A 22204-nucleotide genomic window follows, 5' to 3' on the forward strand; every position below is an offset into this window, starting at 1 on the left:
AAAATAAATAATTCACTTGAAATTTTATTTATATTAGCATATAGTACATTACAACAGTAATGCACTGGCTGACGAATAGGAGGTGACGCGATTGCTTGAGGTAGATGGCACAAAACCGATTTATATTCAAATTGCGGATTGGATTGAAACAGAAATAATAGAAGGCAACTTGGCTGCCGACGAAAAAGTATACTCTCAATACCAACTTGCAGAGCTTTTCAACATTAATCCAGCGACTGCCGGGAAGGGACTGACTTTGTTGCTAGAAGCGGAAATCGTTTACCAAAGACGCGGGCTTGGCACATTTGTTTCACCTGATGGTCGAGAAAAGTTGCTAAATAAACGTAAGAACGAAACATTAAGAAAGCTAATCATTGAATTGCTTGATGAAGCAGAGCTATTAGGCGTAAGTAATCACCATTTACTCTCGATGATCGAGGCAGAACGCGTGAGAAAAGAGGGGGGAACTAAATGACTGTTGTTGAATTTATTAACGTAACGAAATCATACCGAACGCATACTGTGCTTAAAGAAATAAACTTTACGATTAAACAAGGCGTGCTTACCGGAATAATTGGTCGAAACGGAGTCGGTAAAACTACACTTATGAAGCTTATTGTCGGATTTATTGAAGAGACTTCGGGAAAAGTGGAGGTTTTTTCAGAGAAGCCGTTCAATAATTTAAAAGTATCCGCGAATTCGATTCTAGTTGATGATGGCATGAACTTTCCGTACCCGATGACAGTAACTGACGTTTTAAAAGAATGCAACCGTTTCTACGTCAATTGGGATGCTAAATTGGCAGAACGTCTCGTGAATTATTTTGGTTTTCATCCCGATGCGCGCCATTCCCAATTATCAAAAGGAAAAAAGAGCACTCTCAATGCTATTATCGGCATCGCTGCTCGCTGCCCACTCACTATTTTCGATGAACCGACAACTGGAATGGATTCGTCGGTTCGAAAAGATTTCTACCGCGCTTTGTTAAAAGATTACCTTGCACATCCGAGAACAATATTATTATCTAGTCATCACATCGAAGAAATTGAAGATCTTCTCGAAGATGTCCTCCTTGTCCATGAAGGAATTGCGCATTTCCATGGCTCGATTACCGAGTTGCAGGAAATGTTCATTACGTTAACAGGAAAAAAAGAGAAACTCGCTCTCCATACGAATGGAAAAACAGTGTTTAGCACAAACAATCTTGGTCCTTATTCAGAATGGATCATTCAAAATAAATGCACACAAAAAGAACTTGAACAGATGAAATTGGACGGTATTGCCATTGCTTCGGTTTCCGCAAATGACGCCTACATCGCATTAACTGATCGACCTAAAGGAGGAATTGATGATGTATTTGAATGAACCAACACTTAGTGACATCGTAAAAAAGCAATTCCGTTTTAAATTGAATGCAAATGCAGCTTCATTTTCTACCTTTGTCCTTCTACAAGCAGGTGCAATTGTTTTGTCAATTGTTGGAACCAATAGTAGTTTTTTCTATTCATCGGATGAATCTTTAGTTACGATCATTACGCTGTCCAATGATACGAATATCGTAATCGCAATGGTTTGGGCATTCGTTCTTGGAATCATGCTAACAACTCGCAATAAACAGAGCGAATCCTTCTCATTCGTCTCAACACGACTCAGCAATCACCTATCCAATTTCCTGTTCATGCTTTTCTCTTCGCTAATCGCGGGGATTAGTGCGGTGCTGTCCGGTTCCGCCATTAAACTATTTGGATTTATATTCCATGGGGAGATGGTCGTTCACTCATCTTCAATCGTAGATAACCCGAATAACTTATTATTACAACTGGTTACCGCTTTTGCTTATATTTTATTACTCTTTTTAATTGGTTACTCAATTAGTTCACTAGTTCAAACCAATAAAATTTTCATCGCCCTATTCGCGTTAATATGGATTCTAGCCACATCTATGAATGGGTCTTGGAACGGTCCAGAATATGCATTGGCTATTATTAAATTCTTCGGGTCTGAACGTTCCATCCTGCTATTTACACTAAAATTCATCGTAGCAATTCTCGGCCTATTTGTGATTTCGACGCTTATTACGAACAGATCAGAGGTGAGAAATTAATGGGCATTAATCTACTTCCTATTATTCTAATCATTATTATCGTGTTAGTCCTCGCCTATCAAATGACGAAGTCTAATAATCAAAAAGCTGCTTTCGTCATTAAAAGAAATGTGCACTTTAAGCTAGTAGCGTTCTTCATCGTATTCTTAATTATGACTACAGTTGTTACTGAGATATTTTATTCAAAGATAAATTCGGCTACTCCGCCTGATAAAATCGAAAATCATTATGACGAAGAATACAATTCATCTATACCGCTTGAGGAGACCGAAAATTATCATGAAGAATATAATTCAATCGAATACCAAATCATGAACCACGAAGACATCGATTCTGATTTATTACTTGAAAAAAGAACGCATCCAGCCGGGCAGACGTTAACGATTCAATGGGAGCATGATTTCTATGAAGGCAATAGCCCATTCATTTATATTGAGCGGAAACAAACCGGTGATCAAAGGATTGAGGAGTTCCTCTATAAACCGCTTCTTATTGTAGATGACTATGATTTCTCGAATGCTGTTGATGTAACGAAACCAATTTGGACTGATAATAAAATGACGATCCCAGAAAAGGCAATAAATGATACTACAGTCGCCACTTTTTTCTACGATGCGGGCTTAATACAACAACTAATGAAAAGTCGACAGCTGCAATCTACTGGCTATTCCTCTGAATATAGAGCACCTATTATTCACCTGAAGATTCCTGCAGAATTAGAGATTGTTGATTCGGACGAAGACTATCTTTATTTTGTCGATTAATGACTAAAAAACCGGCACCCTTTTTAGGTACCGGTTTTTCCCTTCCTTTAATCGCTATAGTAATCATCTTTTTCTCTTTCTATCCAAGCTTTTTCTTCATCGGTCATATTACTTTCATTGCGCGCAAAATCTTCTTCGGATCCGAATTCAGTTAGCATCGAACGCCTAAAATCAAACTCTTCGGGTATTGTCACATCGTCAAGTACTTCCCTTTCCAAATAACGATGGAATACGGCCTCTCCTATTCCAATAATGGCTGCTGAGATAAAGGAAGCAGTTCCCAATCCGGCAATAGGTTCAAATAAATAGGATCCCAGGAACCAGAGCATAATGAATGCAAGTCCGAAGTCGGCAATGCTCGCTATAACGTTTCCGAATCTCGGCAATATAATTCTGTCGCCAACTATATATGAAACACCGGTTAATAACACACTTGAAACTATAATATCTCCAAATGTAAATCCGAAAAGCCCGAAAACAATCCATATCACCGCTGTAATCATGATGAATTTAATAATTATCGCTCGTATCGAATTCAATTTAAAATTCCTCCCTCCTCCCATCTAACAATATGTAAATATTGTTCTCTATACGGAGGAATCTATACTCTTTAGCTATTTCGAATGAAATTTTGTCTTCATTTTATGGATAAAACTTATTTTCATGCACATAGTAAAGGATACGGAGGTGAATATCCATGACAAACAACAATAACAGAAACCCGAACAGATGCCGTGATGAAGTTTCATGTAACAACAATCAAGACGAGAACAGAAACCGTGTTGAGTTCGGAACTGAAATTGACGTGAATCAAATGAAGAATCGAAACAAGAATAACAGGTCGCAGCGGACTAATAATAATTTAGACCCGCGCGACAATCGCTTCTAATTTGATTTGTGAAATGGATAATCATCATCTTGCCGGCAGAGGATAAAGTCTCTGCCGGTTTTATTTTTTATCGGGCGGCATGTCTGCTTCATTTTCGATTTTACTACCTGCAATCGAAATTTGCGTGACGCCAATCAGCATGACACCCGCGCCGACTAATTGCCAAACACCTAGTACGTGTCCGAACCAGATCATCGAAATGATAATTGCAGTCAACGGTTCGAAACTTGATAATATACTTGTTTCGATAGCCGTAATGTATTTCATGCTGGCGAGAAACAAGATAAATGCGCCTGTCCCGACAATAATGACGAGAAATAGCATGAGGGCCGTTTTCCAATCAGTCAGCAAATAGCTTTGCTTAACAACCGTCACGGGATTCACGATGAGTAATGCAACTCCGCCAATCAGCATCGCCCACCCGACAGAAACAAGGACACCCCACTCCTGCATGAGCCGCGACGGATAAAGCGTGTAAAATGAAAATGTGAAACCAAGTACAATCCCCCACAAAACGGTTCCTTTACTTATCGTTAATCCCGATAATGATCCATTCGTTAACAAGAAAAACAAGCCGATCAACGTGACAAACATTCCTGCTACTTGAGCGATAGGAGGCAATTTACGGTGCATCCATGAAACATATAAAATGATATAGATTGGCGCTAGAAATTGAAAAAGTGTCGCAATGACTGCGCTGCTCACATTGATCGTTGCAACAAATGTGTATTGAACGCCTAGCATTCCAACGACACCGAATATAAGCAATTGGCGAGCCCATAATTTTGAGCGCCAAGGCAAAGTAATTGGGTTTCCTTGTATTTTCAACATCGATAATAACAAAACGCCTGCAAAAAGGAGTCGAATGACAAGCATAAATGATACGGTCATCTCGGTATTGGCCAATAACCACTCTATCATCGGTCCTGTTGCTCCCCACAACATTGCCCCAGCGATTATCATAGCAATCCCTTTTAGTCTGCTCATTTTGCATTCCTCCTCTTACAAATTCAAGAATTAAATGATTTTTTTGGCAATCTTCATTATAATGATAATATAGAACGTCGGGAAAGGGGTAAATGAACTTTGGATTATGAAAAACTCACTCAAGATTTACCTAATATTTTAAAAAGCCTTGAACAATATTATATGACAACCTATTTAGATGCTAGCGGCGCTATTACGTATACGAATAATTTGTTCTTGCAAACTAGTAAATGGACGCCGAAGCGGGTTTTAGGGAAAACGATTTGGCAGATGTTTCCTGACACAACTGCAGGACAAGACCAAGCCCATCTTATATGGACGGAGCTCTCTTCCGGAAATGTCTGGTCGGGCATGGTTGAAAAAGTAAACCGTTTAGGCGAACAATACTTTGTCAACATGACGGCAATTCCGATTCAACATGAAGACGAAGGACTTGTTTCGATAGTCCTTTTTGAAATGGATATTACCGAAGATGTTCAACTTCGTGATCGACTCGAAAAAATTGCTTACATTGATCATGAAACGGGTTTAATGAGTCGACATAGTTTAGAGTCTACTGTTAATAGACTAATCGCGAATAACGATCACTTCACTTTCGTGTATATCACAATTGACCATTTTTACACACTTAAAGACCTTCATTCTGACGAGGAAGCGAAAGAAATTATTAAATCTTTCACAAATCGGATGAAACGATTTTTCAAGGATGATTCAATCGCTCGTATCGGCATAAATGAATTTGTCGTTCTTACCCAGTTTGGTAGTTGGTATGTTGAAAGTTTTCTAGATTTCCTTAAAATGCATCCCATTTATATTAATAATACAGCATTAGAGTTATCTGTGAGCGGTGGAATTGTCCGCTTTCCAGAAGATCAATCTACATATCCGCATTTGATGAAAACCGCTTTGACGGCTACAAGAGAAACCATCGATGAAGGCGGCGGGAGAATTAGAACGCTGTCGACCGCTTCACATAAAAAGTTGAATAGAAAAGCATTAATTGATCGAAAGCTTCAGACAGCATTACTGGAAAATGAGTTGCAAGTCGTTTATCAACCACAAGTAGATATTTCCACTGGCAAAGTAATTTTATACGAAGCGCTAGTACGGTGGAATAATAGTGAACTTGGCACCGTTTCTCCTGATGAACTCATACCAGTTGCTGAGGAAAATGGTTTAATCGATAAGATCGGTGCGTTCGTTCTTAAAGAAGCGGCAGGGCTCGCGGCAAAGTGGCATGCAGAAGGCCATAATCTCAAGATTTCAGTGAACTCTTCTGTACGCGAATTTAATAATCCTAACTTTAAAAAGGAATTTATGCAAATTCTAAACAAAGCCACGTGTCCACCTTCTTTAATTCAACTTGAAATTACTGAGAAGTTTGCTTTCAAGGCAGAAGAAGAAAGTTCTATTTTTCGGCAGATGAACGATTTGCAAAGTGAAGGGATCGAGTTTGCCCTCGATGATTTCGGAACAGGCTATGCATCGTTTCGTTATATGCAAGACTTGCCAATATCAAAGATTAAGATTGATAAATTATTTATCCAATCGATTACAACGAGCGAACAAACAAAAAAGCTTGTCGAAGGCATGATTCAATTCGGAAAGTCAATGGGATTCTACGTCATTGCCGAAGGTGTCGAAACGAAAGTGCAATTCAGGATTTTAGAAGAGATGGGTATCGATGCCGTGCAAGGCTATTATTTAGGGCTTCCGACATCCGTGCAAAATATTAATCTACCTCTTAGTAAATAAGGTTAAACTTCAATAAACGGTTTACAAAAGAATACAGTTCAATTCTTACCCATTAGGAAGCTTTATAGCTCGTTAATAAGAGATAATAACGGAATACTCCGCATAGTATATGGAGTATTCCGTTATTTTGTTGGCCCATAATTATAAATTTACTAAAAAGTGTCGATTTTCAGGTTTTTTTGTAGTAATATTGGGACGGGAGAAAAAATAATAGATTAAAAGGGGGATTTTCCATATGAAAGTTTTAACTAGATGGTCGAATACGATTATGGAACGGTATTTGCCAGACCCATATGTCTTTGTCGCGATTTTGACATTGCTCGTATTCGTGCTCGGCGTCGGGCTGACTGATTCGAGTCCGCTTGATATGGTCGTGCATTGGGGAGATGGTTTTTGGGGGCTTCTCTCATTTACTATGCAAATGGTCATTGTTCTTGTTGCAGGTTATGTTCTAGCAATCAGCCCCGTGTTCAAAAAGTTGCTGAGCACGTTAGCAAATCTTGCGAAATCACCCGGTTCCGCAATCCTGCTAGTTTCGTTCGTATCGTTGATTGCTTGTTGGATTAATTGGGGATTCGGGCTCGTAATCGGCGCACTTTTTGCGAAAGAAATCGCGAAAAAGGTTACAACGGTGGATTACCGCCTATTGATTGCAAGCGCTTACTCAGGCTTCATCATTTGGCACGGTGGACTAGCCGGGTCGATTCCGCTTTCCGTCGCGACTGCGGATCATCCATTTGCGGGGATCATGGGTGTCGTTCCGACGTCTGAAACAATTTTCTCAACTTATAATATCATTATCGTTATTGCACTAATTATTTCAGTGCCGCTTTTGAACCGCTTCATGATGCCGAAACCGGAAGAGACGTTTTCTATCGATCCGAAGTTATTGGAAGATGAAATTGAAATTGAAGAAAAGAAAGATAGAATTACACCTGCGGACAGGCTTGAAAACAGCGTCTTGCTATCAATGCTGATTGGCGCTCTCGGTCTCGTTTATCTTGTACAGCATTTCGCTACTAAAGGATTCGATCTTAACTTAAATATCGTAAACTTGATTTTCTTTATCCTAGGAATTGTTTTTCACGGAACACCGAAACGTTTCCTTGCGGCAATTGCGACTGCGGTCAAAACGGCTGGCGGAATCATATTCCAGTTCCCGTTCTATGCAGGAATCATGGGCATGATGGTTGCATCGGGGCTAGCGGGTGTCATGTCCGAATGGTTCGTTAGCATTTCAACTGCAGAAACGTTTCCGCTGTTCACGTTTTATGCGGCAGGTCTTGTGAACTTTTTTGTTCCATCAGGCGGTGGACAGTGGGCGGTGCAAGCACCAATCATGCTTGATGCAGCTCAAACACTCGGCGTTAGCTATTCGAAAACCGCGATGGCTATTGCATGGGGCGATGCGTGGACAAATATGATTCAACCATTCTGGGCGCTGCCAGCACTTGCAATCGCTGGCCTTCGCGCGAAAGATATCATGGGTTACTGTGTGTTTGTTCTTTTACTAAGCGGTATCGTGATTAGCATTGGCTTGTTTTTCTTTTAATTGGTAATCCTTCAAACGTCCGGGAGTAAAATCCGGGACGTTTTTTTGATTTCACAGAACTAGTTTACTCTTTTTATATCGGGGAATAATTCTTTTATAAGAGGAGGGTTTCGAGATGACAAACAACAAATACGAAAAAGCGGACGAACAAGTCCAGAAACAAACACAAGATCAGCAGCCCGGCATTGAAGCAGAGATGGAGCCTGCTCCCATTTACGATGATGAGAATTACAAAGGTTCCGGGAAGTTAAAAGGAAAAAATGCACTAATCACGGGAGGCGATAGCGGAATCGGACGCGCGGTGGCCATCGCTTATGCGAAAGAAGGCGCAAACGTCGCGATTGGCTATCTTGATGAAAACGAAGATGTCGATGCGGATAAAACGGTGAAACTTATAGAGGAACACGGAGTTAAAGCAGTTAAAATTCGTCTCGATATTAGCGAAGAAGAAAATTGCGAACGGATCATTGATGATGTTGTTAATGAGTTTGGCGGTATCAACATTCTTGTCAATAATGCCGGCAAGCAGTTTCCGCAAGATGACATCGCTAATATTTCAGAAGACCAGCTGCGCGAAACTTTTGAAACAAATTTCTTCGGTTTGTTTTATTTAACGAAGGCGGCATTAAAACATATGACTGACGGAGATGCCATTATCAACACTTCTTCTGTGACAGCCTATAACGGTTCCCCTGGTTTACTGGATTATTCGGCAACAAAGGGCGCGATCACTTCTTTCACGCGATCACTTGCGCTTAATTTAGCGGATAAAGGGATACGCGTCAATGCAGTTGCGCCAGGACCGATTTGGACGCCACTAATCCCAGCGACATTTGATGGTGAAAAAGTTAAACAGCATGGATCAGATACTCCAGCGAAGCGTCGCGGACAGCCTGCGGAAAATTCCCCAGCTTATGTATTTTTAGCCTCTAACGATTCGAGTTATATGACTGGACAAACAATTCATATTGACGGCGGTGTTTTTGTAGGATCCTGATTTGAAATGAAAAGCCCTGTTACACAGTGATTTCTGTGTAACAGGGCTTATTTTATTTGCAGTGACCACCAGTTCCAGTACCTGGCATTTAGGAAGTGGGTTGCGGGGTGGCCAGCCCTTCCTCGAACGGTTGGACGATGACGAATCCTTCACCCGAAAACTCCATTTGGAACGACTCTCCGCTTCCCCGCCCCAATAATGTTCTAAAACTGATGTCGGTGCGGAATTCTGGTTGTAAATTACCAGACCATGCTACCGTCGCATTCGGATCTGTAATAACTGGTTCGCCAGGTTTAACGAGCAATGTTAACGGCTCGTAATGTGAAGTGATAGCTATTTTTCCTCGGCCTCTCAAGTTCACATTGAATAATCCGCCGGACAAGACACCAGCCATCTTCCGCATTAAATTGATATCCCATTCAATGTTTGGTTCAAAAGCAAGTAGATCATTGCCGTTCACTGTGATGGATTCGTTGTTCAAATCGAAAATCGTAATTTTCTTTCCTTGATCCGCCAAATAGAGTCGACCGTTTCCTGTCGCTTTCATTAAAGACGTTCCTTCTCCGGTAAATGCTTTTTTGAACATCTTCCCGAGGCCATGCTCTAACATTCTTTCGCGTTCGAACTTGATTTTCCCAGCGTATGAAATCATCGAACCGGTTTTCGCCCATACAAGGTCATTTAAATTCACTTCTAAGATTCGTGGAGTTTCGAGTTCAAAAAATTCATTTCCCCGCTCATCTTGCTTCGTCTGGCGAATAAATTCATCAATGGTATATTTGCTCATCGACCCAATCCCCTTTCACATACTACCTTTACATACGTATTCATTAGCTGATAGGTTTCATGCTAAAAAAGTATATTTACTTTGCTTGCACAGGGTTGGAAATCGAACCCATGAATAGGATTGTATCCGTTTCCTCATCCGTAATCGTAAAGAAGAATGGGCGATTCACTTCCATACGGAATGGTTCATTAATCGGTGCAGATGTTATTCCCATTTCAATACCGGTTACTGCCGCCGCTTCGGTTCCTTTTTCACCCACATCGATGAAAGTTTTTTGTTTAACATTTGTAATTGATACTTGATCGTCTTCGTTTATCATTTTCGTGAAATTCGCGTTTTCATCGAATGCTGATTTCATGCCCAAGCTTTTAAGCGCTCCCTTTAAAGATGCCTCAAATTCCAACTGAAACTTCGGCAGTAAAATCGTCCCTTTTTCTACTTCAAACTCTTTCTGCCAAGCCGTCCAATTTTCATGCGTCAACAGCGTTTTGAATTCTTCTAGGCTCGAGTTTTCTTTTGGAAGAAACACTTTCATGCTCATTTCGCCGTCCCCGTAAGGCAATGTGATCGCTTGAAATTTTTCATTTTCCAAATAAGAGAATTTTTCCTTCATCGCCATGAGCGGAACGTCTTTGAAAGACCCATCTAGCAGCTGAAAAGGTCGGTCTTCTGTTTCGTTCTTATCAAATTCATTTGTCCAGCTCCCTTTAAAATAAATGGCATTAATGAGAACTGCCACCAAATTGGCATCCAATGGAGAGTCGACGATTTTCTCGATTTTATCGTTTGTCGCTTCTTTCACCCAATTGTTAATCTGTTCGGGGGATTTACTATCTGCGATATCAATTTCAGCGATTTCTGCATTGAAATAATCCTTGTTGCTTCCCGCAAAATCCTTTTGAAAAGTGAATTTGTCATTTAACCAGATGGAGTTTGCGATATTTAATTGAATATCGTCCGCTTCTTTATTCAAAACAGACATCATTGATGCATTTGCTTTATTTAATTCTTCCGGATCTATTCCTTCTGAGTGAAGTACTTGAGCAATTTCTTCTTTCGTTTCACCTTCTGCGCCGTTATAAACCATGGCCAATGCCATGAATAAGCTTGTAGGCGAAATAAATATATTGTTATTTTCATCTGCTTCGACTTCTTTTAGAAGTTTGAAGCCTAATTCATTAGCAGGCGATACAATTTTTTCATAGTCTTTTTCACCGAATGCTACATCTTTTGAAATTTCAAGCCCTCCCGACTTATTTTCCGTCCCGCATCCCGTCAACATCACAAGTATAGTTGCGAGTAGAATCATTAAAGTTTTTTTCAAAGTATTCACCTTCCCTTTAATTCGATTAGACTGTGTTCAGCAAGGAAAAGTTACATGAAAATTGGAAAAGCTGACCCAATGTTAGTTTGGATCAGCTACTTATATTCATGCTTATGCGTATTCCTTCACAAACTCTTCGATGATTACGCCCCGTTTTTTCAATTCCTCTATATAAGGTTCGCCTGGGACAATCTTTTCAGGTGGATAAACGCCCCGTGTTGAAATTTTACCGGTGCCGATCATCTGCGCGACAATAGACATTGTATTGGCTGTTGCTCGTGCCATCGCCGTTACATTTTGCGTTGTGTCCTTCTCTGTGACTAAATTGTATTCATACGTCACCGGCAAGCTGTCCTTTTCCCCGCTCACTAAAACACGCAGAAGTACGGCATCCGACTTTTCACCAAGGTGAAGTTGCGGGGCTAGCTGTTCTCTCATAACATCTCGCACTTTAATTTTCTTTCCGTCCACAGGCACTTCATTTTCCCGATCTAGAAGCCCTAAATCAACAAGTAGCTGGAATTTTTCTGCGTGGCCTTTATAGCGAATCGTTTTGTATTCTAATGTTTCTACGTGAGAAAAGGATTCTGTCAGCGTAGATGTACCGCCGGATGTATGGAAAGCTTCGAGTTCTCCGTAATTGTCGAATTCTATTGTTTCAATTTCAGAAAGTGAAGCGATTTCTTGCAATTGACCGTCGCGAATGACATGAGAAGAATCCGTATAATGGTCGAAAACGCCTTCTAATGAGAAGACGACATTATAATTTAAAGGCGGTTCCGGATTGACAGGTATTCCACCAACGTATAATTTAATCGATTTTACCCGATCGAGTTTATCAGCGCCGTAACCTGTAAGTATGTTGATCATACCGGGCGCAACCCCCAAATCCGGGATAATCGTAACGCCTTTTTCAATCGCTTTTTCTTTTAACGCAAGCACGGCTTCCGTGGCTCCCCCGATATGCCCCCCTAAGTCAATCGAATGAACCCCCCGTTCGATGGCTGTTCTCGCCACTTTTTCATTAAACGTATAGAAAAGCGCATTCACAACGACATCCCCAAGCGCGATAACGTCGCTTAACTGAGCATCGTTTGTTGCATCGAGCAACAGTACATCTAGTTTATCGGACATTAGTTCTTCCGCAAACTCCTCGGCTTGGCGCACATTCACATCTGCCAAATACACTTTCGTCACGTCATCGCTTTTCACCAAATCGCGTGCTGTCTCTTTCCCCATTAAACCCGCGCCTAGAACGACTACTTTCATTTTCCCATCCCCTTACGTCTGTATAATATCCTTATTCCTATGCTATGGAAAACGACACAAAATGTATCGCTCTAGTAGTTTATGAATTATCGATTTGTGCGCGCTGCAATTTACCGCTAAAGTCTACGTAAATACTTTTCCACTCGGTAAAGACGTCGAGTGCTGCAACCCCTGAATCTCGGTGACCATTTCCAGTTCCTTTCGTCCCGCCGAAAGGCAAATGAATTTCAGCACCTGTCGTTCCAGCGTTCACATAGACGATCCCCGTATCGAGATCCCGTTGCGCTCTAAATATTTTATTGACATCGCGCGAGAAAATAGAACTTGAAAGTCCATAAACCACGCTATTATTCACTTCAATCGCTTCTTCTAAACTGCCGACTTCAATCAGCGATACGACCGGTCCGAATATTTCTTCTTGCGCGATTCGGCTATCCCATTTCACATCGGTGAATAAGGTCGGTTCAAAATAATGACCGTTCGCCAGGTCGCCTTCTGTTAATACATTTCCGCCCACTAAAAGTTTCGCGCCTTCTTCTTTTCCGATTTCTATATAGCTTGAAATCTTATCAAGCGCTTTTTCATTAATGACAGGACCAATTTTCACAGATTCATCTAACCCATTTCCAATTGTCAGATGTTTCATCTGCTCTAACAGTTTCTGTTCGAGTTCTTCTTTTACATCTTTGTGCACGATAACTCTGCTGCATGCAGTGCATCTTTGACCGGCTGTACCGAATGCGCTCCAAAGAATTCCTTCAACTGCGAGATTGATGTCTGCATCATCCATGACGATAACAGCATTTTTCCCGCCCATTTCCAGTGACACTTTTTTCAAATGGTGTCCGCCCGTCTCAGCAACATGACGTCCTGTTTCAGTCGATCCCGTGAATGAAATCACACGAACATCCGGATGCTCGATCATTGCAGTCCCAACTTCTGATCCTGAACCAAAAACGATATTGGCGACGCCTTCCGGAAGACCGACTTCTTCAAAAATAAGCGCCATTTCATAGGCCATCATCGGTGTTTCAGTTGCTGGTTTCCATATGAATGTATTGCCTGCAACGATTGCCGGAAACGACTTCCACGTTGCGATCGCTACTGGAAAATTCCACGGGGTAATAAGCCCGACGACACCGATTGGCGCACGCACGCTCATCGCGAATTTATCTTGCAGTTCAGACGGAACCGTCTCCCCGAAAAGCCGTCTTCCTTCGCCTGCCATATAAAAAGCCATGTCAATGCCTTCTTGCACTTCACCGCGAGCTTCTTCAATCACTTTCCCCATCTCAGTTGTGAGTACCTGAGCTAAATGTTCTTTTTTCTCTTTCATGATTCGTCCAATTTCATATAGGAAATCAGCACGTTTTGGTGCAGGAACAAGCGCCCATTTCTTTTGCGCTTTTTTCGCCGCAGCAACTGCTTGATTAACATCTTCCTTTGTCGATAACCTGACTTGGGCCACTTCTTCCCCGGTTGCCGGGTTTTTCACGGCAGTATATTTCGCGTCCCCCGACTCTTGCCAAGATCCCCCGATGTAGTTATTCAATTGCATGATAAACAATCCCCTTTCTTTTTCTATATTACAAAATCCACTTGAGAACGCTTACAACTTTACTATTTCGACAACTTTACTAGAAAACCTTTTTTAATTCGGGAATTCATTAGTGGAAATTTCGGCAATCGACCAATGTGGAGCGCGAAGCGACTAATGTCGACTTCGAATCGACTAAAACACATAAGCAAACGACCAAACACCATAATTCCACCAATCAAAAAAGACCTCCTGACAGTCGATAACTGCCAGGAGGTCTACCATATTCACAATAACATTCAAATATACATTGCCTCTTCTAAGCTTTCCAAGTTCGTAACCATTTCGGACATTATTTACTCGTCGTGAACATTACGTCCGATGTTTTTACCCATTTCCACGATAAATTCTTGAATTTTGACAGATTGATTTGTCATCGAACTGACGGATACATCAAATAGCTTTGCCAATTCACTTTGGGCCTTCGAGAAGTTCTCAAACATATGAAATTCATGAAGCGCATGTAAAAACGCTGCCGCAATCACTTCAGGCTTCTTGAAGTTAGGCTGTTTTTCATATAAATACGTGACGATAATATTTCCCATTAATTCTGGATGGTCTGCTTTGATTTCCAAAAACTCGAGTTTTTCATAGAAAATGTCCACCGCTTCTTGTTGGATATCCGTCAATTCGCCTTTCAGTAAATCCATGACAGAACCTTCAGATCTAGAAAGTATACGATGATAAATATCAATCATATGCGCTTTATAAAAATCATCACTTTTTTCAAACCCGCTTGACTCTGCAAGTTTTGTTATTTCATTTGCAAAACTATGATTGCCGTCTTTAACGAACAGGAGCGAGTTTATTATGAATATGCCATTCTCGCGAATCCGTTCATCGCGCAAGGCAACCCCAAACACGACACTGTCCTTTTCGACAGGCATATCTTGTTGTTTTTCGAGATAATAAGTCTCGTCCCCTAACACTTCTTCAATGACGACCAGTCCATTTTTTTCTTCAATTATTTTACCAAGTAGAATGATCGGTTCTTGCCATGTCTCTACAACCGAACGAACTGCGCTTCGAATCGGTTCATTTAATACTTTTATCAAATAACGTTTCCACAAATCTCTACGGGCAACGTAAAAGAAATATTCGCTCACTGCATACTCAGTCTCTTTTTCATCCCAAAAGCTGCCGAGTTTACTCATCCACTCTCTTTGATAAATTTCATACTCTGCATGAATCGCATGCGTAATCGGTTGTTCATACATTCCAGCGAGAATGCGTTGCAATTCTTCTTCAACGAGCGTATCAATCGATACTTCGTTTTTACCTAAGCAACATCTTTTATATTTTTTTCCACTTCCACAAGGACATGGATCATTTCTTTGTATCATACATACCGCTCCTTTAAATCGTGTGCTTTCCTACTATAACAGAAAACAAAAAGCTCCGCATCGGTTTATTAAACCGCTACAGAGCTTCTATTCATTATGTCATTTTGTTTGCACGTTATCTTTAGGCGGAGTTACGCGTTTAATGAAGAAAGTTAATACTAAAGCCCCTGCCGCAACGATAGTTGAAACGAAAAACGCGAAATTTATCCCATCGAGCATTGATTGTGTTTCAATTTGGTCTTTCAATGCTTTAAGTCCTTCTGCAGTTGATGGTACGGTTTCGGATGCTTTGCCTCTAGTTGTGTGCCTGCCGATTCCATGCGTTTTGTCATGATCGTTAATAGGACTGCGGAACCAATCGCGCCCGAAACTTGTTGCAATGTACTATTCATCGCAGTTCCGTGCGGATTGGAAATCATTGGCAACTGATTCAGCCCGTTTGTGATAGCAGGCATCATGACCAATGAAATCCCAAGCATACGAACAGTGTAAAGCATCATGATATAGTAATAACCAGAATCCATTCCAAGTTTGCTCAAGTAATAGGTTGTGACAATCGTAATTGTTAAACCGATTATCGCCATCGTTCGCGCCCCGTACTTGTCAAATAATCGACCCGTAATCGGCGACATGAGTCCCATTAATACGGCGCCGGGCAGCATCAGTAGTGGTTTGCTTGCACATATACAACATTTGCTTGCACTCAAATGATTTCGCTTGCAAGTCGGGACCTTTTGCCCGCGAGGAAATTTCCAAACGAAACGGAAATCCATGAATCAAATTAAAAAGCGATTAACTGAATAATGAACCGCTTAGGTAATCGCTTTTTATTTTAAAGTGCAATGGCAAGGATCATTACGTCCAATCATTTAAAACTTCCCCCTTCATTGCACAGCCAGTTCTATTTCCGCCTCATCGTCTGACCCGCGACATCTACGGCTTGTTTGACGGACTCCGCAACTAAGCTTCCGATCAGTCTACTTGCTTCGCCCCAGAAACCATGGCCTCGGCGGATCAAGTCGTTGATGGCTTTTTCGCAAAGTTGCTTGTCATGAAGCAGTTTATCGATAGTTGTTAAACTATAGTCTTTTATTTCCTCAAGCATTTGCATTCTCTCTTCAAACAACTCTGGAAAGAAAGAGGAAAATGTCTCGTTCGACATTAACCGTTCGGTGTTTTCCGCCTTTTTAATCGCTTGATTGTAATAGGTAATTTGTTCTTCGATTACGTATTGCAAATTTAAGTATTCTTCGATTTTAACGATGTCCTTCCTTCGCACTTTTTGCGATTTGCAAAGTTTGATCGCGCGTTGAACATCATATTTCCTCGAATGGCTTGTAGGCTGGTAATCATGAACAACCTTTGCTTCATTCGTTAAAGCTTCAGGATACGCATCATAAAATAGGTTATTGAATTTTGTCAGAATCGCTTTTATCTCCCGCCTGGCAATCAGGTCGTATGTGTTTTTGGGATAATAAAGTTCTAGCTGGGTTGCTTGCTTTTTCATCCTGAGCATGTAGTTTCGAATTCCGAAAAAATAAATCATAAGCCCCCCTCCTTCGATTCATTTTATTTAAAAAACATCGCGGCTTTGACTGCTTTTTGCCACCCAGCATATAATTCGTCACGACGACTCTGTTCCATTTTCGGTTCAAATGACTTATCCAATTGCCAATGGCTTTTTATCTCAGAACAATCTTTCCAAAATCCCACGGCTAGTCCAGCTAAATATGCCGCACCGAGCGCAGTTGTTTCATTAATAACTGGGCGTTCAACCGGGACATCAAGCAAATCGCTTTGGAACTGCATGAGGAAGTCATTTTTCACCGCGCCACCGTCGACTCTTAATGTTTTTAATGTAATTCCGGAATCGGCTTCCATCGCGCCTAATACATCTTTCGTTTGATAAGCCAGCGATTCCAATGTCGCGCGAATAAAATGCTCTTTCGACGTTCCCCGCGTCAGCCCAAATACCGCACCTCGAACATCGCTGTCCCAATAAGGAGCGCCGAGACCAACAAAAGCCGGTACAACATACACGCCATCCGTCGATTCAACACGAACTGCATATTTCTCGGTATCGGCTGAATCTCTGAACATGCGGAGTCCATCCCGCAACCATTGGATTGCCGATCCCGCGACGAAAATGCTTCCTTCAAGCGCGTATTCAACTTTCCCATCAATCCCCCAAGCGATGGTTGTCAGTAAACCATGCTCAGACTTAACTGCTTTCTCGCCTGTATTCATCAACATGAAACAACCCGTACCGTAAGTATTTTTCACCATGCCGCTTTCAAAACATGTTTGACCGAATAATGCCGCATGCTGATCTCCCGCGACCCCCGAAATAGGTGCATGATGACCGAAGAAATGAATATTGTCTGTGTAACCATAGATTTCAGATGATGATTTAACCTCAGGCAACATCGAATCCGGTATGTCTAATAGCTGTAAGAGTTCTTCATCCCATTTCAACTCATATATATTGTAAATTAACGTTCTAGAGGCATTCGTATAATCGGTGACATGCACCTTCCCGCCGGAGAGCTTCCAAACAAGCCAAGTATCTATTGTTCCGAAAAGCAAATCTCCTTGGTCGGCCTTTTCCCTTGCTCCATCGACGTTGTCCAAAATCCACTTTACTTTTGTCCCTGAAAAGTAAGCATCGATAAGAAGGCCTGTTTTGTCTCGAAATGTATCATTATGCCCCGCCGCAATCAGTTGTTCGCAGATTTCTGCCGTTTGCCTGGACTGCCAAACAATTGCATTGTAAATCGGGACCCCGGTATTTTTATCCCAGACAACGGTTGTTTCCCGCTGATTTGTAATTCCGATTCCTTCAATTTGTTCTGCTTCGATATTTTTCTCTGATAATACGCTTGCTATCACCGCTAAAATCGAACTCCAGATTTCGTTTGCGTTATGTTCGACCCAACCGGATTTCGGAAAGTATTGTTTGAATTCTTGTTGTGAGGCATGGACAACTTCCCCTTTTTTATCGAATAAAATTGCCCGTGAGCTAGTCGTTCCTTGATCGAGTGCTAGAATGTACTTTTCCTTCATACTTTCTCCCTCATTTCATTCGAATTAAAAGCCTTACTATCATTATCTTCTAATTCATCTTACAATACAAAAAAAGAATAGCGCCCTAGCTACTAGATTCCAAGGCGCTACTTAGCGAAACAAATAAACTGTCGAGTAAAATGATACTTCCATTGAAAACACACTCGCCAAATTTGGCGCTTTAGTCGTTTGAGTACTTACTTTGGTCGTTTCCGCCATTGACAATAAAAAAATACACCTCACATATGCAAGATGTATAAACGTGGGTTATTCTTGATTAAAAACCTCAATATTCTTCCTCGCCCGTTCGAATCGATTTTTTCCATAGTCACCAAAGTCATCGCCTTTTCCTTCTTTAAAAAGGGTCCATAAGCTCCAAAGATAGTCTTGGAATATTTTATGCAAGAGCATTCTTTTCTTTTCCGATACAGTAGCCTCTCTTTGAAAATACTGTCCAACAAAATACGCTTCCTCTGATTCTGAAATTCTAGCTTCCAATGCATGTGCGGCAATATCCCACATCGGATCAAACATCCCGCTATATTCCCAATCGATCAAATACACTTTATCCTCATCGCTCATGATGAAATTTGAACAGGCCGGATCTATATGGCATGGCGTTTCCTCTACATTTAGATCGGTAAAGTATTGCTGCAGTGAAATTATTTCTTTCTTCACTTCATCAAATCCATCAAAAAATTCCGCCCCCGCTTCGTGAGCAAGTTCTTCAAAATTCGTCATCATCTCAAAAAGTTCAAACCGATTGCTCATTTTCCGATTTGAATGATGGACCGTCCTGAAAATCTCCGCTACCTTTTTCATAGTTTTTTCCTGACTGGCAAGTTCGGGCGTCAAAGTGATAGCGCTTACAATTTTCTTCGTGATTTTCAATCCGCTATCCAAGTCGAAGTAACGTAATTCCGGATTTATGCCAAGCGAAGATGCAAATTCCAGATTTTCTTTTTCAATTCCTCTATCAATGAACTCTTCTGTCCCATTCCCGGGTATCCGGACGATAAATTTAGTTGAATCGATTGTGACCAAATAATTTAAATTTGTCATTCCGCCTGTCGTTTGTATATTTTCTATTTTTGCATGCGGTAATTGCAAAGCCTCTTTAATGAGATCAATTAGTTTTTCCATATCAAAATGAGCCCCCCAGCGTAATCGGTAAAAACAAGGAGAAACTTCTCGGACTCCTTGCACCACCTATGGATTAACCTATTGTTATCTGTTCATTTATCGACTTGAGTGATGATAAAATACTTAATGCTGTTAAATAACTTGTTTTCGCATTGTCTTCAGAAGGGTTATTTTGAACTATGATATCAACTTCCCCGAAAACGCCTTCTGCACGGATTGTATGAATGTTTTTATTTACCGCGGGATCAGCGATAATCTTCACTGAAGTCCGTTCGATTCCAATCCCCGCTAAAGAGAGAACGATAGCTACATTCGCGTTTTGAGGGAACTTTTGAATCGCATTTTTAGCCGACCCTTCAAACAAGACTGTTTCTTCATTAAATTGTTCATTCGAAAGAGCCTTTAATGGCTTTCGAGATACCAATGAAACAGAATTCAAGCCGCCCATAATATTCGCGGTCTTGATCACATCTAATCCGCCGATTGCGCCTGATGGCAGATAAACTTTCGTTCCATTCAACTTGGATACAGAATGCAATTCATCATATAAGGATGCGTTCGCCAAAGCGCCGATGCTTATTAGGAGTAAATCTTTTTGCTCAACAATGCGAACAGCATAATCATTAACCGTTTTGATGTTGGCGCATTCTACTACTAAATCAACACCCGATTGCAGAAACTGGTTTAAATCCTGAAAAACCGTAAACTCATATATTTCCGAAAGTCTCTGCAATTTTATCCGGCGACTATCCCGATCATCAAAAACTGAACAAATTTGATAATCCGGCAACAGTTTTTCTTGATTAAGTTTTTCCAATAAAAAATTCCCGATCGATCCACAACCTATTAACCCGATTTTCAATTTACTCACCCCTAAATCCCACTAATTAACAATATTCTGTATCTATTATATCACATTATTCTGAAGCAAAGTCTGCTGGTAAATATAAAAACTACCCGACCCTAATTCCAGGTCAGGTAGTTTGTATAGGTTAAAAGTTTTGTACATTATTTGTGCTTTGTCTCATGCACTCGCTTAATTTGCTCAGATCGAAATTGCCGCCGCTTACAATGACACCCGTTTTTTTAGATGATATTGTGAGTCTTTTATTCACGACAGCTGCTACCCCGGCGGCTGCCGCTCCTTCAACGAGCAATTTTTCTCTTTCAAGCATAAAGAGGATTGTTGAAGAGATTTCCTGTTCCGTAACCGTAATGACATCATCAACGTAGTTGCGGATAATATCTACGGTTAGTTTACCAGGTTCCTTTACACAAATCCCCTCAGCGATTGTCGGTAAGAAAGGGACGTTCTTGTTTCGAACGCCTTTGAAGACGTGAGCGATTGCCGGTGAATTAGACGCTTGAACACCAATCACTTTCACACTTGGACGGATTGTTTTGACCGCCAGCGCAGTTCCTGCGAGCAAGCCTCCGCCTCCTGCCGGAACAACAATCGTATCCATTTCAGGTTGCTGCTGCAACATTTCCATTGCAACGGTCGCTTGCCCTTCAATGATGGCGAGATCATCGAACGGATGAATGAAACTTGCACCTGTAAGAAATTGTTCTTCACGGGCCGCTAGATAGGCTTCGTCAAAATTTTGACCAACTAATTTTACAGTTGCGCCGTATTTTCGAGTTGCATTAATTTTCGTATCAGGTGTTGATTTAGGCATATATATCGTTACCGGAATACCTCTTTCACGACCTGCAAGCGCAACGCCTTGGGCATGGTTTCCGGCCGATGCTGCAAGTAGTCCCCGAGAGCACTCTTCATCAGTAAGTTGAGAAACCTTATTAAAAGCGCCGCGAATTTTAAATGAACCGGTCCTTTGCAGATTTTCCAACTTTAAATAAACGTTAGAATCCGTCCATTCATTAATTGTTTGAGACTCTTTGCAAGGCGTTCTATGAACGACATCAGTTAATCTTTCAAATGCTTCGAATAAACCTGCTGTGCTATATAAATCCCCAACGACACCATCTCCTCTATTAGTAGGGATATTGGTTACGATTCAAACCAATTGTTTCTGTTTATCTTCATAAGCTTTAATTTTATCTTCATATTGGAAAGTTAATTCAATTTCGTCCCAACCATTTAATAACATTTGTTTATAGTAGGGATCAATCGAGAATGAATAATTCTCTCCGTCTTCGGTAGTGACCGTTTGCTCTTCTAAATTCACTTGAACGGAATACGGTGCATGTTTTCCTTTTTCAAGGATTTGTTCAACTTCATCTACCGCTAATCGAATCGGGAGCAAACCATTTTTCATGCAGTTGTTATAAAAAATATCTGCAAAACTCGGTGCAATGACAACATTAAATCCATAATCCAAAATGGACCAAGGAGCATGTTCTCTTGACGATCCGCAACCGAAGTTTTCGTGAGCAACTAATACTTTCGAATCCTTGAACCGTTGGTCGTTCAATACAAAATCTTTTCTTTCATTGCCTTCTGCATCGAACCGCCAGTGATAAAATAAATATTTTCCGAATCCAGTTCGTTCGATTCGCCTTAAGAACTCTTTAGAAATAATTTGATCCGTATCAACGTTTGTTCGGTCAAGCGGTGTAATGACACTTTTCACTTTATTAATTGGTTCCATTTGATCACCCCCCTTTAT

Annotated in this window: 21 protein-coding genes and 1 pseudogene; 8 read left to right on the forward strand and 14 right to left on the reverse strand. The window is 41.0% G+C overall.

The window, feature by feature from the left end; translation table 11 throughout:
* Positions 1–91: 91 nt before the first annotated feature.
* Genes G8782_RS14460 through G8782_RS14475 form a run of 4 tightly spaced genes read left to right on the forward strand, consistent with a single transcriptional unit; the run spans position 92 to position 2868 of the window.
* Positions 92–475, forward strand: coding sequence for a GntR family transcriptional regulator (locus tag G8782_RS14460; protein ID WP_172372467.1), 384 nt, complete (start codon positions 92–94; stop codon positions 473–475).
* A complete protein-coding gene (locus G8782_RS14465) occupies positions 472–1365 on the forward strand; it encodes an ATP-binding cassette domain-containing protein (protein WP_172372468.1) in 894 nt (297 codons plus the stop codon). Before G8782_RS14460 ends, G8782_RS14465 begins: the two co-directional genes overlap by 4 nt.
* Positions 1352–2104, forward strand: a complete 753-nt coding sequence (locus G8782_RS14470; RefSeq protein WP_172372469.1) for a hypothetical protein — start codon at positions 1352–1354, stop codon at positions 2102–2104. The genes G8782_RS14465 and G8782_RS14470 overlap by 14 nt, the downstream gene beginning before the upstream one ends.
* On the forward strand, positions 2104–2868 hold the full coding sequence (locus G8782_RS14475) for a hypothetical protein (protein ID WP_172372470.1): 765 nt from the start codon (positions 2104–2106) through the stop codon (positions 2866–2868). The genes G8782_RS14470 and G8782_RS14475 overlap by 1 nt, the downstream gene beginning before the upstream one ends.
* A 47-nt stretch (positions 2869–2915) precedes the next feature.
* Here the strand turns inward: G8782_RS14475 and G8782_RS14480 are convergent, their stop codons facing one another.
* Positions 2916–3407: a YndM family protein gene (locus G8782_RS14480; protein ID WP_172372471.1), complete on the reverse strand. Its 492-nt coding sequence runs from the start codon at positions 3405–3407 to the stop codon at positions 2916–2918.
* Between the two features lie 158 nt (positions 3408–3565).
* Here G8782_RS14480 and G8782_RS14485 point away from each other — a divergent pair, with 158 nt between their 5' ends.
* The gene (locus tag G8782_RS14485; RefSeq protein WP_172372472.1) at positions 3566–3757 is read left to right on the forward strand and encodes a hypothetical protein; all 192 of its coding nucleotides are present in this window, start codon (positions 3566–3568) and stop codon (positions 3755–3757) included.
* 60 nt (positions 3758–3817) lie between these two features.
* Here G8782_RS14485 and G8782_RS14490 read toward each other — a convergent pair whose 3' ends face one another.
* A complete protein-coding gene (locus tag G8782_RS14490; RefSeq protein WP_172372473.1) occupies positions 3818–4744 on the reverse strand; it encodes a DMT family transporter in 927 nt (308 codons plus the stop codon).
* Positions 4745–4843: 99 nt separating this feature from the next.
* Here G8782_RS14490 and G8782_RS14495 point away from each other — a divergent pair, with 99 nt between their 5' ends.
* From G8782_RS14495 to G8782_RS14505, 3 genes are all read left to right on the forward strand, one after another.
* Positions 4844–6499 (forward strand): sensor domain-containing protein, encoded by a 1656-nt coding sequence (locus G8782_RS14495; protein ID WP_246231705.1) that lies wholly within the window; start codon positions 4844–4846, stop codon positions 6497–6499.
* A 235-nt stretch (positions 6500–6734) separates the two neighbouring features.
* Complete coding sequence (locus tag G8782_RS14500; RefSeq protein WP_172372474.1) at positions 6735–8051, forward strand: short-chain fatty acid transporter; 1317 nt, start codon at positions 6735–6737, stop codon at positions 8049–8051.
* Between the two features lie 115 nt (positions 8052–8166).
* Positions 8167–9048: an SDR family oxidoreductase gene (locus tag G8782_RS14505; protein ID WP_172372475.1), complete on the forward strand. Its 882-nt coding sequence runs from the start codon at positions 8167–8169 to the stop codon at positions 9046–9048.
* Between the two features lie 88 nt (positions 9049–9136).
* On the opposite strand, the gene G8782_RS14510 is transcribed toward G8782_RS14505, so the two are convergent.
* The 12 genes and pseudogenes from G8782_RS14510 to leuD form a co-directional block, all read right to left on the reverse strand.
* Positions 9137–9835: an AIM24 family protein gene (locus G8782_RS14510; RefSeq protein WP_172372477.1), complete on the reverse strand. Its 699-nt coding sequence runs from the start codon at positions 9833–9835 to the stop codon at positions 9137–9139.
* A 76-nt stretch (positions 9836–9911) separates the two neighbouring features.
* Complete coding sequence (locus tag G8782_RS14515) at positions 9912–11159, reverse strand: serpin family protein (protein WP_172372479.1); 1248 nt, start codon at positions 11157–11159, stop codon at positions 9912–9914.
* A gap of 111 nt (positions 11160–11270) precedes the next feature.
* Positions 11271–12428, reverse strand: coding sequence for a saccharopine dehydrogenase family protein (locus G8782_RS14520; RefSeq protein WP_172372481.1), 1158 nt, complete (start codon positions 12426–12428; stop codon positions 11271–11273).
* A 79-nt stretch (positions 12429–12507) separates the two neighbouring features.
* On the reverse strand, positions 12508–13986 hold the full coding sequence (locus tag G8782_RS14525) for an aldehyde dehydrogenase family protein (RefSeq protein WP_172372482.1): 1479 nt from the start codon (positions 13984–13986) through the stop codon (positions 12508–12510).
* Between the two features lie 335 nt (positions 13987–14321).
* Positions 14322–15368: a YecA family protein gene (locus G8782_RS14530; protein WP_172372484.1), complete on the reverse strand. Its 1047-nt coding sequence runs from the start codon at positions 15366–15368 to the stop codon at positions 14322–14324.
* Between the two features lie 99 nt (positions 15369–15467).
* Positions 15468–16036, reverse strand: a pseudogene (locus tag G8782_RS14540) (MFS transporter); the annotation flags it as partial.
* Between the two features lie 233 nt (positions 16037–16269).
* Positions 16270–16914: a hypothetical protein gene (locus G8782_RS14545; protein WP_172372490.1), complete on the reverse strand. Its 645-nt coding sequence runs from the start codon at positions 16912–16914 to the stop codon at positions 16270–16272.
* Positions 16915–16937: 23 nt separating this feature from the next.
* Positions 16938–18431, reverse strand: a complete 1494-nt coding sequence (gene glpK / locus G8782_RS14550; RefSeq protein WP_172372500.1) for a glycerol kinase GlpK — start codon at positions 18429–18431, stop codon at positions 16938–16940.
* A 267-nt stretch (positions 18432–18698) separates the two neighbouring features.
* Positions 18699–19574: a choline/ethanolamine kinase family protein gene (locus G8782_RS14555; RefSeq protein WP_172372502.1), complete on the reverse strand. Its 876-nt coding sequence runs from the start codon at positions 19572–19574 to the stop codon at positions 18699–18701.
* Positions 19575–19647: 73 nt separating this feature from the next.
* On the reverse strand, positions 19648–20436 hold the full coding sequence (nadX, locus tag G8782_RS14560; RefSeq protein ID WP_172372504.1) for an aspartate dehydrogenase: 789 nt from the start codon (positions 20434–20436) through the stop codon (positions 19648–19650).
* A 130-nt stretch (positions 20437–20566) separates the two neighbouring features.
* The gene (locus tag G8782_RS14565) at positions 20567–21592 is read right to left on the reverse strand and encodes a threonine ammonia-lyase (protein ID WP_343035077.1); all 1026 of its coding nucleotides are present in this window, start codon (positions 21590–21592) and stop codon (positions 20567–20569) included.
* The gene (gene leuD, locus G8782_RS14570) at positions 21593–22186 is read right to left on the reverse strand and encodes a 3-isopropylmalate dehydratase small subunit (RefSeq protein ID WP_172372506.1); all 594 of its coding nucleotides are present in this window, start codon (positions 22184–22186) and stop codon (positions 21593–21595) included. It abuts the gene before it with no gap.
* Positions 22187–22204 lie beyond the last annotated feature (18 nt).

Origin of the sequence: Sporosarcina jiandibaonis (genome assembly GCF_013184495.1) — a bacterium.
In the GTDB taxonomy this organism is placed as follows: domain Bacteria; phylum Bacillota; class Bacilli; order Bacillales_A; family Planococcaceae; genus Sporosarcina; species Sporosarcina jiandibaonis.